Source organism: Dysgonomonadaceae bacterium zrk40 (genome assembly GCA_016916535.1).
GTDB lineage: Bacteria > Bacteroidota > Bacteroidia > Bacteroidales > Dysgonomonadaceae > Proteiniphilum.
This window is the reverse complement of record CP070276.1, coordinates 2,612,882-2,625,122: the sequence shown is the minus strand read 5'-3', so window position 1 is coordinate 2,625,122 and position 12,241 is coordinate 2,612,882. Positions and strand designations below refer to the sequence as shown.

The following is a 12,241-nucleotide window of genomic DNA, read 5'->3' as shown; positions in this document are numbered from 1 at the left end:
AAATGAATCCACTGATAGAGAAATACAACGTACCGGTACCTCGCTACACCAGCTACCCGCCGGCCAATTTTTTTCACGAGGGGTATGGTGAGCAAGAACTGATCCGAGCCATTGAGGCCTCCAACCGGCAGGAGCCCTCCCACCTCTCTTTCTACATCCATCTGCCCTACTGCAATCGCATGTGCCACTACTGCGGTTGCAATGCCTATCCCCGGACCCGGCACAGCAGTGACAGCGACTATGTGGAGGCGGTGATTCGTGAGGCAGAGATGGTCTGCAGCCACATCGATCCAAATAGGAAGATCGCCCAAATCCACTATGGCGGGGGTTCCCCCTCCACCTTCGACCCTGACCTGATTGCGGCAATCAACGAGAAACTCTTCAGCCACTTCGGCACCATCAACAACCCGGAGATTGCAATTGAATGTCACCCTGGCTACATGAAAGCCTCCGCTTACGAGAGACTGGCCGATGCTGGCTTCAACCGGATGAGCATCGGTATCCAGGATTTTAACAAGGAGGTACTGAAGGCATCGAACCGCCTTCCCTCGCTGCTCCCCATGGAAGAGCTGTTTGCCCTTTTAAGGGAGCGACAGATCCGCATCAACCTCGACTTCATCTACGGACTACCACTGCAGTCCGTAGTGAGCTTCCGCGACACCATTGCCAGGGCAATTACCCTGGGACCCGATCGGCTGGTCACCTTCTCCTATGCGCATGTACCCCATCTCTTCCCGCGGCAAAAGCTGCTGGAGCGTAAAGGGTTGCCGTCAGAGGAGCTCAAAAGCGCGCTCTACAATAATGCACAGCAACTGCTGCTACAGGCCGGATACCGACAGATTGGACTGGACCACTACGTAAAGGAGGAGGATGAACTATACCATGCGTTGAGCAGCGGCACCCTACACCGCAACTTCCAGGGCTACTGCACCCGTCGCACCACGGGACAGGTCTATGCCTTCGGCGTCACTGCCATCAGCCAGCTTGCAGGTGCCTACGCCCAGAATAGCAAAGATATTGAGGAGTACAAGCGAACGATCCTCAGCGGCCATCTCGCGGTAAAAAAAGGATACTCTCTCTCGCGGGAAGAACAAGTGACGCGTGAGGTGATTACCACCCTGATGTGCAACGAGGAGATCCGTTGGCAGGAGCTGGCTGAACATTTGCAGATGAGTGTGAAGCAGTTGCAGGAAATGACCGCCTACTCGGAGGAGCAGATGCAGCAATTTGCTGAGGACGGGCTTATCCACTTCAATCGGGAAGAGATCATGATGCGGGAAAAGGGATCACCCTATGTCCGCAACGTAGCCGCATCACTCGATCCACTTCTCATAAACAGCGATAAGACTTTTTCAAAACCGATATAACAGAAACCATGGAACGAGATGTGGTCATCATCGGCGGTGGTCTTACTGGACTTACAACCGCACTGCAACTGAAAAAAAGAGGGCTCTCCGTGGCCATCCTCGAGAAGAGCAACCGTACGGGTGGGCAGATTGCCACCCACCGTGAAGGGGAATTCCTCTTCGAATCGGGTCCCAACACCGGATCGGGGGCTTCGGAGGAGGTAATGGCGCTCTATGACTCCCTCTCCGGCAGATGCGAGATTGAATTTGCCGCCAAGGAAGCGGCGAGCCGATGGATCTGGAAAAAGGGACGGTTTCACCCCCTCCCTTCCGGTCTGGTGGGCGGAATCTTCACACCCCTCTTCTCCCCGTGGGACAAGCTGCGGATCTTGGGAGAGCCCTTCCGCCACAGGGGAAGTAATCCGGATGAGACGGTCGCAGCGATGACCGTACGCCGCCTGGGGAAGTCATTCCTCAACTATGCCGTAGACCCGTTTCTCTCGGGGATCTACGCAGGCGACCCCCACACCTTGATCACCCGCCACGCCCTACCCAAGCTCTACAACCTGGAGCAGCAGTACGGCAGTTTTATTGGTGGCAGCATCAAGAAAGCAAGAGAGGTAAAAAGAGAGGCAGCCGGCAAAGCCAGGAAGGGAATCTTCTCCACCCGCGGCGGCATGGAACAGCTCCCTCGTGCGATGTCTGCAACCATTGGCAAAGAGGATATATTTCTCTCTCTCAACGGCATAAGAGTCACCCCCGATAGGGAGACGGGACACTGGAACACTTCCGCAATGCATCAGGGTAATCCAATCGCGTTTCGCTCACGCCACCTGGTGACCACTCCCGGCGCCCACCAACTGCCGGAGTTGCTTCCTTTCGTCGATTCCCCCACAATGGAGCAGCTCACCCTTCTCCGCTACGCACCTGTGATCCAGGTAGCTGTGGGTGTCAAGGAGGTGGGTAAGCTACGCTTCAAGGCTTTCGGGGGATTGATTCCCTCAGGAGAGGGAGAGGATTTCCTTGGTGTGCTCTTCCCCTCCTCCTGCTTTGTCGGTAGAAGTCCCGAGGGAGGAATGCTCTTCTCTTTTTTCATGGGAGGGATGCGAAACAGCGGCTGCATCGATTTGTCAGACGGAGAGATCGGCGAGCGGGTAGTTCGCTCCTTTCACCGCCTGCTTGGCTTTCCGGCAGCAATGGAGCCCGACCTGATCCGTATCTTCCGCCACCGTTATGCGATTCCGCAGTATGAACGCTCCTCCGAAGAGCGGTTTCAGACAATATCTGCGATGGAAAAGGGGTATCCCGGGCTCCACATCGCCGGCAACCTGCGCGACGGTATTGGCATGTCGCACCGAATCATCCAGGGATTCCGTCTTGCAGAGGAGATCCGTTAAGGGTGTTTAAAGCCGGTAGTTCCAGCTCCGCAGGGTATATTTCTCCTTGCGTAACCGTTCAATCTCTTCAAGGGCATCACCCGGAAAGGGCATCAACTCCCCCCCACCGTAGTGCACAAGCAGCTCTTTAGCAAACATTTCCAAAAAAAGATTGGTATCGGGGGCATCACCTCCCCTCTCAGCAAGGTAGCTGCGGATATTGGTCACCGGGCTGGGCACAGAGGCGGTTGCTTTTTTGATCAGACGCTTGTTCTCTGCGTTGAGTGCACGTTGCAACATCTCCAAGTTGGTGTCATAAAGCAGTGTACCGTGGTGCAGCTCCCGCTGCAGCGAGACATGGGAAGCGGTCCCAGAGATCTTTTTCCCATTGAGCCAGAGATCCTTTCTCCGGCCCACCTCGGCCGACACGGAGAGTACCTTAAGCACCGCCACCACCGGTTCCAGGAAGCGTCCGCTCAGGGGTGCATCTGACTTGTCGTACAAAAGTGAGTAGTTGAGGTTGCCATGGTCATGGTATACCGCGCCTCCACCTGAAATCCGCCGTATGATGCGGATCTCATGCTCGATGCACCAATCCTGATCCACCTCGTTCATTACCGCCTGATTGGATCCGATGATCACACTGGGGGCGTTGCGATAAAGAAAAAAGTAATCTTCACCCTTCCGGGTAAAGAGATACTCTTCAGCCGCAAGATTAAAGGAGGGGATGTTAGAAGGGGAGACAACAATATTCATGGGTGCAAAATTACAAATAAATAGCATCACCACAATTAACATTTTATGTCATTTTTCACAGCTTTTACCGGTCAACCATTTATAAATTTGCATGGTGTATAAATAACTTTTTAATAAAGTTAACATGCTAAACAGCCTACATCGTAGGATTTTCACGTGTATTTGGTTGCTTAAATAGCTGTAGTTCATTCGCTTGCAATGCTTCATCAAGCACATTGCGTGATAAATATTGTGACACAATAAATGGCATTTCTGAATCTTATATCTTATAACAACCTTGAAGAAATGTCAACAGTGTTGAGAACAAATCCCCATTATCTTAATCACCAAGTATTACACTGATTGACGGAGACACTCTATAGAATCGAAATGCAAAGAATAAACCGGGAATAAAACACCTTCTAATATTGGCTAAAAACAATACGAAGAATATTACTAATTCAAGTTTCGCAAGTTGCTAACTTGCCGATTTTAGTTCATAAAAGTTGATAAAGTGAGCCAGATTATCCGATTTATTAATGATTGCATCGAAGATCTCTTCCTCTTCAATGGAGAAGATCCCGGTCATGATTTTCACCATTTCAAGGATAATACCCCATATCCTCTCCGTTACGGAGAGCTCCATGCCAGAGTGTTGCACATCCCTGAAGATTCCGCCAATGGTCTCATAACTGGTGAACCTTTTGGCCAGGGAAAGCAAATTGTATTGCAAGGCCGTGATCGTGGTTGCGGCAAGCTGCGCTGCGAAGTTCCGGGACTGGCACTTGCCCATACCCAGCAATCCCTTGGTTTCCTTGAAGAAGACCTCGAGGGACCAGCGCATGGCATAAATCCGATAGGCTTCCAGGAACTCCAGGGAGAGGTTGGTCGTCATTATTCCATTCCAGGACTCCTTTTTTCTCTTCACAAAATAGAGACGTACATCTGTGCCCGCAAAGCGAACGTCAGCGGTAATATACTGACAACCAAGCTTGCGGCTCCTTCTGGCTTCACCCCTGGCTTCAAGCAGATTGATCAGTGCCCGGGCGGTGAGTTCCTTCCCTTCAAAACCGTACCTGGTAACTCCCTTCTTCCCGATCTTGATCATACCCAGGTAATGGCACTTTATGTGCCGGGCACGTATGAATCGAATCACCTCCGAGCAGGTGAACCAGCTGTCGGCAAGCAGGTAGTCAAAGCGGATGCCCTTTCTAATGGCTCGCTTTATCATGGTTATCATCAACTGGATCTTGCTCTCCCCGTACTCTTTTGCCCGCGTTACAACGGGGGACGCTTCATCTCTATCCTTGGTAAACCGCGATTCGAGCTCCTTGTCGCTCATGCTGAAGTTGTTCTTCCTGCCCTTCTCCCCGAGGATGGCGAAGTCGAGGATGAACTGGCTCTTGCCATCCGTGATGCCCAGAAAGAGAGATTTGAAACCAAGGATCGTCTTGTGTCCCAGGTGGGAATAGACCCTACCGATGTTTTCAATACGCCTTCCCGTTTTGGGAAAGTCGGTATCGTCCACCATCAGGCAAACAGTTTGATGCTTGTGGTCACTTCTCACGCGAACCTTGTTCCATATTTGAAGGGTGAAGTGGTAGAGTATCTTGCGCCAATCATAAATTTCGTTGTTCACAAAACGGTAGAAAACATCCTTTTCGCAGCCAAAGAAGCCGCTTAGGGATGATCGACAATAATTGTAAGGATTCTTGATCATGAAACAAGGGAACATAATCAGCAACTCGAGCACCTGCAGCAGGGAATACTTGCTGTTGCATTTGCTCCTGCTCCCGAAGAGGACCTTCTCCGACATGTTGAAACCTTTTAGCATATCCGTCAGGGTAAAAAGGGCACTGTTTGAATCATCTTTCTTGAAAAAAACGCTGATTTCTGATAAAATGGAGTTACTTTTGTATATCGGCATAGGGCTGTTAGTATTTTTGGTTTTGACGCTTAAATATACTAATAATCTGTGAATTACAGAAGCCTCTATGCCGTTTTTTTATGCGATTACTTTTACTGAATTTTTACTTGCGAAACTTGAATTACTAATCTAAACAAATGAAAGAATGAGATGAAACAAAACAACACTAGTGTCCACTAAAAAAAATTAAGTTTTAATTGACTATCATGTTCATCCATATTAGTCTCTTTAAAGAAAATATCCCTGACAGGAGTTTTATCCAACAACGAAGCACTCAAGACTCTCAAGACTTCGTAAGTACTTCTATTAAGATGAAGATCATGCTCAACAATGGCTACCATACAATAGGCTATAATAGCTGTAAATATCTGGATTCTAACAGCTCCTTCTGTTGTACCCCAAAAGGATTTAATCTCAAGATGCTGCTTAATCCATTTAAAGAACAGCTCTACATGCCACCTGTACTTATAAAGCAAGGCAATTTGATAGGCGGGGGATTCAATGTTATTTGTCAAGTAAACATATGTATGATTCAGAGATTCAGCATAGTAAACAATCCTGCGAAGTTCTCCCGGATACTTTCCGGAAGAAGCATAACCGGTAAGTTTTATTATTTGATCGGCCAGTATACCATTAGCATTATGGTTTGTATTCTGATTCTTAATTACCTCATACTGCAAACGGCTTTTCTCACGTATAACAAAATAAGATTCTATTTGCGTAATATGATTAAGTCGTTTCAAATCAAAATAACCTCTGTCAAAGACATAATATGCACCCGTTTCATATGGGATATTATCCATTGCATTCATATCATGAACTTTGGCAGGAGTTATATGCACAAAAGCAGGGATATGGGTTTCAATATCGAACAAAGTGTGGAGTTTGATTCCTGCTTTGGTTTTACGGAACTTTGCCCACCAAAAGACACTCAGACACAAGTCGATTGTTGTGGAATCAAAAGCATACACTTTCCCTTCAATTTCAAAATCTTTGACTATCCTTTTCTTTCGAGCAATGCCAATCATATGATATGCAAAGTCTTCAAATATTTTAGGATCTCTTTTTTCGTTGGCTTTAGAAAGATTGCTTCTGGTAATACTTTTGCCAAAGCCAAGATGGTAAGACTTGTTGGAATGTGCAGAAACAGTATTTGTCAAGTCACGAAGACTGTTTCGGTTAGACAACTGACCGAACATCATAACAAGCAACTGATTCCAACAGCTGAAATGTTTTACGTATTTATCGCCTTCGTATTTCATAACAAGTCTTTGAAAATACTTCTGAGGGAGAAACTCGATAAGTTGAGCGAAAATGTATTTGCGACTAAGCATTCTATCCATTTTTTTGATAATGGATGTAAAAATAGCAATTCAAATCGTGGACATCTATTTTCGCTTGTAAATATCATTGTTTCAATGTTATATCTATTGAATTTAAAAGTTTAAGTGGACACTAGTGACAAAACAATTTAAATCTAAAAAAAGGAATCTTGCTGATTTGTTTGGCAATATTTTCTCTGAGTAGCATTGCTCAGAACATTACCGTCAGAGGGACGATCACGGACACCTCCGGTGAAACGCTGATTGGTGTGACGGTTCATATTCAGGGAACAACGGTAGGTACCGTTACCGACGCAGATGGAAATTTCATGATCCCTGCTATTCCACCCAATGCAGTCTTGGAAGTATCATATGTGGGAATGACTTCACAAGATGTACCGGTTAATGGCAGAACAGTGATCAACATTGTGATGCAAGAAGACTCTGAGCTTCTGGAAGAAGTTGTGGTTGTGGGATACGGCACCATGCGCAAAAGTGACGTAACCGGCGCCGTGGCAGTCGTTTCAGCCGAAGAACTCTCTACAAAACCGGTTGCAAATGCCTTTGAAGCCCTTCAGGGTAAAGTTGCCGGAGTGGATATCACTTCTTCCCAGAGACCCGGTGAATTAGGATCGGTGCGCATCCGTGGAAATCGCTCACTGAATGCAACCAATGCTCCATTGTATGTGGTAGATGGTGTTGTGTTGAGCTCCGGTGGCATTGAAAGCATCAACCCGCGTGACATCGAAAGCATCAACGTGTTGAAAGATGCCTCCTCAACGGCCATCTATGGATCACGTGGTGCCAATGGTGTAATCCTTGTCACCACCAAGCGCGGTAAGGCAGGGTCACTGCAACTGAATTATTCCGGCACATTCACTTTTGAGAACATTCACGATCTCGCTCCGGCAATGAATGCCAACGAATACATCACCTGGCGCAGGTGGGCCCATCACAATGCGAACCCCACAGCCTATACACCTGGCAATCAACCTTCCAAGGCACAGGACGAAACCTTCTTCAGTGCTTTGGATGAGACTGCTTATAACAATGTGATGCGCGGATGGTCCGGTAGTAGTTGGGACGGATCCAAAGTACTCAACACCGACTGGACCGAACTGGTTACGCAAACCGGTATCACACAGGAACACACCATCAGTGCCGGCGGGGGTACCGAACAGATCAAATCGTTCTTCTCGCTGGGTTATCTCAAACAGGAAGGAACACAGATTGGTCAATCATACGATCGCTACAATGCCACCATGTCTACCGACATCACTCCAACCAAATGGTTCACCATGGGAGGATCGGTCAATGCTTCATGGAGCAACCAGAGCTATGGTTTTTCCCGCACCGGTCAGTCCACCAGCTCAGGACCAACCGAGATCTATGCTGCAGCCAAGCAGATATTCAATGTGGCAGAACCTTACGATGCGAACGGTGAGATCATTCTCACCCCCGGCAACCTCAACGGTGTTTATACTGTGATTGATGAGTGGGAAAAATCAGATGAAAAGAGACAAACACTGCGTGCCTTGGGTAGCTTTTACACCAATCTCGACTTTGGTGGCATCTGGAACACCCTGGAAGGATTAAGCTTCAAAACAAACTTCGGCCCTGACTTCAGATACTATCGCCGGGGTGTGTACATTGACAAGAGTTCGGCTGTGCGTCAGGGTGGTACCAGTTATGCAGCATGGAACTACGACCGCAGGTTCTCCTGGGTGCTCGACAACATACTCACCTATCGCAAAACAATGGATGCCCACAAGTTTGATATCACCCTGCTGCAATCGGCTTCCAGATATGATTCTGAGAGTGCGAGCATGAGTGAACAGAATGTCCCGAAAGCAAGCTACAAATGGAACAACATGGGTGCGGTGGACATCACCAGCACCGATGCCAAAGCATCGATGGGTACAGGATTGACACAAACACAACTGGCTTCCTATATGGGTCGCCTGAACTACTCCTACATGGATCGCTATCTGATCACCGTATCGGGTCGCTACGACGGTTCTTCAGTTCTCTCCGAAGGCCATAAGTGGGCCTTCTTCCCCAGTGCTGCACTGGGATGGCGACTGGATCAGGAACAGTTCATGCAGGATCTCTCATGGCTTGATCAGTTTAAGCTGCGCCTTGGGATGGGTACAACCGGTAACTCCGCTATCGGAGCCTACGAAACACTGGGAAGCATCCGTTCATTTTACGTACCATTTGGCGGTGTGGGCAACGTGCTGGCATACGGCACCAACGAACCCTACTACTTCTCAGGTACCACGCTGATGGCCAATCCCGCCCTTGAGTGGGAGAAAACAACGCAATGGAATGTAGGTCTTGACTTCTCCTTCTTCAGGGGACGCATCGGTGGTACTATCGATCTCTACAAATCAAATACCAATGATTTGCTGATGGAGATGACCATTCCCACGCTTACCGGCTACAACAGCACCATGGCCAATGTAGGCAAAACAAAGAACCGCGGAATTGACGTAGGTCTAAATTTCATCCCGGTTCAAACCGCTGATTTTAGCTGGAACTCATCGCTTAACTTTGCCTGGCAGAAAGATGAAATCGTAGAGCTGGCCAACGGTAAGAACGATATGGTTGACAACTCATGGTTCATTGGCGAATCGATCAGTGTGTTCTACGGCTATGAGAATGCCGGTTTATGGCAGGCTGGCGATGAAGCTGAGATGGCCAAATTCAATGAAAAGGGTGAGAATTTCACTGCAGGCAGCGTGAGACCGGTAGACCAGAATGGTGACTATGTGATAGACAGCGATGACCGCGTAGTAATGGGCAACCGCAACCCCCGTATCACTGCCGGCTGGAGCAACAGTTTCAACTACAGGGGACTGGAGTTGAGTGTTGAACTGTACGGTCGCATGAATTACCTCGTATCAACAGGTGGTGAGGTGCAGAATGGCATCCCCAACCAGCGGATGATCGATTACTGGACTCCCGAGAATACCGGTGCCGAGTGGCAGAAACCGGTTTACACCGGCACTCCGGGTGTGGGTGGCGACGCCTATTCAAGTCTGATAGGTTTCAAGAAAGCATCGTTCATCAAATTCAGGAACATCTCCCTTGGTTATTATCTACCTGAGAATATCTGCAAGCCTCTTGGAATCAGCAACCTGAAGTTATTCACTCAGTTACGCAATCCGGGGACGCTCTACTCGTCGGTCGATTTCCTTGACCTGGACCTTGGTACCTCTACATACTACAACAGAGGAATCACTGTTGGTGTGGAGATAGGATTTTAATTATTCACTTACAAACAAAGACAGATTATGAAATATTTATACAACAAATTACTGATCGGAGCAATCATCCTGTCATCCGTCGGTCTTTGGTCCTGTGGTGATGACTTTCTCTATGAGGAAAATACCACGGCCTACACGACACAATATTTTGAAACGGAAGAGGGCCTTACGGCACTGGCTACCTCCCTCTACGGCAACATCCGCTGGCATTTCGGCTATGAATGGGCTTACGGCATCACACTCTACGGTACCGATGAATTCACCAATGGCGCCGACCTAACCAGTGAACCCTGGAACACCTACGACAGTCGTCTCAACGCATCCAATGCTACCGTCGAAACCGGTGCTGCAAATAAAAACTGCCCACCGGTAGATGGTTTGTGGAATCAGATGTATTTCGGCATCTCATCAGCCAACATGATCATTGCAAAAGGAGATAAAATCAGCAATGAGGAGATTCGTAACAAATGCATGGGTGAAGCCTATTTCCTTCGCGGATATAACTACTACCGCCTCTTTGCTCAATATGGAGGGGTTGTGCTTCAAACCGAACCGGTGGCGGGCGTTGTGCGCAACTTCAACCGTGCCAGTGAAGAGGAGACGATGGCACAGATCATCTCCGATTTTGAAAATGCTTACAAGCTGTTGCCAACAGACAACTGGCGTGGAATGGGTACCTGGACCAAATATGCGGCTGCCCATTTCTGGGCCAAAGCACTTTTGTTCCGCGCTTCTGAACGAAACAGTGCATGGAACGCTGCCTATGTTGATGCCGACCTGACCAAGTGCATCTCCCTTGCCGATGAAGTGATTGCAGCCCGTCCGCTAGCCAATGACTACTGGGATCTTTATGCACGTTGGACAGGTGTGGATAACCCCAACGAGGGATTACCCGAGATACTGATGTCGGCACAACACAACGCTGATTCATCAACCAAAGGTCGTTTCGGAAACCGCACGCACTCTTATTTCTCGCCGCAGTTCAACACTTTCAGTGGTGGTTGGGTAAGTCGCGGAGCACACATCGGAAGTCAGGATTTTCAGCGTTGTCGCCCCACGGAGTACAACTACTCCACCTACGACAATGTGAATGATGCCCGTCTGTGGAAATCGTTCAAGACGGTTTACGGAGTCAACAACATCAGGGATAACAACCTGAACCAGTCGTTTGGCGAACATGCGGTTGAACTGGGTGACCAGGGTATCATTTTCATCCTGAACAAAAAGGATGACTCACGTTTCGATGGGGAGCCCTACGGCAAGTTTGGACGTCCCAACGCCGGCGGTACTTTTATCAATCCGGAGACCAATAAGTGGGTACCCAATGCATTCCCGCTCTACCTGGAAGGTGAATATGTGTTGCCCAATTACAACAGCAATGGTGATGCCAGCAAATCGAATGTATTTGCCGGATTGAATAAGACCCAGGATGGTACCCGTACGGCAGAGGGTGGAGACGGTTACCGCGACGTGACCATGGCCCGCACCGGTGAGACTTATCTCATCAAGGCAGAAGCACAGGTAAGGCAGAACAAATTTGCTGAGGCCATTTCAACTGTCAACCAATTGCGGGCCCGTGCCCAGTGGAAAGCCGGAGAAGACCGCGAACTCTATGTGGATGCAACCATTGCGTTTCCCATGAGCAACTCGCTTTACTCCCCCTCCACCAATTTCAGCAAGAACGGGAAGACTGATAACTATGTCAATTGGTTTGCAAACTCACATCCCGGTTACAACGACGGGGCATTGAAGGATGCCGCGGGCAATGTCTACCTGACAAAGAACACCTATTACCTCTCAACAGGAATTGCAAAGACAACAGCTGCCTCCTCACTCCAGATCAGTGGACCTGCCAGCCTGCCGGAGGAAGACGAAGCGATTCTCACCAAACTGGGTGCTTCCAGTCAATACGACCGTATGCTGAACTTCATTTTCAACGAACGCACACGTGAGTTGAACGGAGAATGGAACCGCTGGGAAGAGCTTAGTCGTGCCGGTTTGCTGGTAAAACGTGCCCGGGCATTCAATCCACAGGCTGCTCCCAACATCCAGGAAAAGCATCAGCTTCGTCCTATCCCCCAAACCTTTATCGATGGTTTGACACAAGACGATGGCTCACCGTTGACTGATGAACAGAAAGCATCGTTCCAGAATCCGGGCTGGTAAACGATTCGTTCCAACTTTTTTCTATTTATTATCGGATGGAAACCAGGGATGTAAAAATTCCGGTTTCCATCCGTTTTTATTTGCAGAAGTGTCAATTATT

General features: G+C 48.5%; 7 protein-coding genes. 4 read left to right on the top strand and 3 right to left on the bottom strand.

The window, feature by feature from the left end:
• The first annotated feature begins 2 nt into the window (after positions 1 to 2).
• Both hemN and hemG read left to right on the top strand, forming a co-directional pair.
• Positions 3 to 1,367, top strand: coding sequence for an oxygen-independent coproporphyrinogen III oxidase (gene hemN, locus JS578_10805; protein QRX63340.1), 1,365 nt, complete (start codon positions 3 to 5; stop codon positions 1,365 to 1,367).
• 8 nt (positions 1,368 to 1,375) lie between these two features.
• Positions 1,376 to 2,743: a protoporphyrinogen oxidase gene (gene hemG / locus JS578_10800; protein ID QRX63339.1), complete on the top strand. Its 1,368-nt coding sequence runs from the start codon at positions 1,376 to 1,378 to the stop codon at positions 2,741 to 2,743.
• 6 nt (positions 2,744 to 2,749) lie between these two features.
• On the opposite strand, the gene JS578_10795 is transcribed toward hemG, so the two are convergent.
• The 3 genes from JS578_10795 to JS578_10785 all read right to left on the bottom strand — a co-directional run bounded on the left by JS578_10795 (position 2,750) and on the right by JS578_10785 (position 6,718).
• Positions 2,750 to 3,478, bottom strand: coding sequence for a lipoate--protein ligase family protein (locus JS578_10795; GenBank protein QRX63338.1), 729 nt, complete (start codon positions 3,476 to 3,478; stop codon positions 2,750 to 2,752).
• A 457-nt stretch (positions 3,479 to 3,935) separates the two neighbouring features.
• Positions 3,936 to 5,384 carry a transposase gene (locus JS578_10790; protein ID QRX63337.1) on the bottom strand — a complete coding sequence of 483 codons (1,449 nt, stop codon included), beginning with the start codon at positions 5,382 to 5,384 and terminating at the stop codon, positions 3,936 to 3,938.
• A 176-nt stretch (positions 5,385 to 5,560) separates the two neighbouring features.
• On the bottom strand, positions 5,561 to 6,718 hold the full coding sequence (locus tag JS578_10785) for an IS4 family transposase (GenBank protein ID QRX64999.1): 1,158 nt from the start codon (positions 6,716 to 6,718) through the stop codon (positions 5,561 to 5,563).
• A 155-nt stretch (positions 6,719 to 6,873) separates the two neighbouring features.
• Here JS578_10785 and JS578_10780 point away from each other — a divergent pair, with 155 nt between their 5' ends.
• Complete coding sequence (locus JS578_10780; protein ID QRX64998.1) at positions 6,874 to 9,975, top strand: TonB-dependent receptor; 3,102 nt, start codon at positions 6,874 to 6,876, stop codon at positions 9,973 to 9,975.
• Positions 9,976 to 10,002: 27 nt separating this feature from the next.
• Positions 10,003 to 12,141, top strand: coding sequence for a RagB/SusD family nutrient uptake outer membrane protein (locus JS578_10775; GenBank protein ID QRX63336.1), 2,139 nt, complete (start codon positions 10,003 to 10,005; stop codon positions 12,139 to 12,141).
• Positions 12,142 to 12,241: the final 100 nt, after the last annotated feature.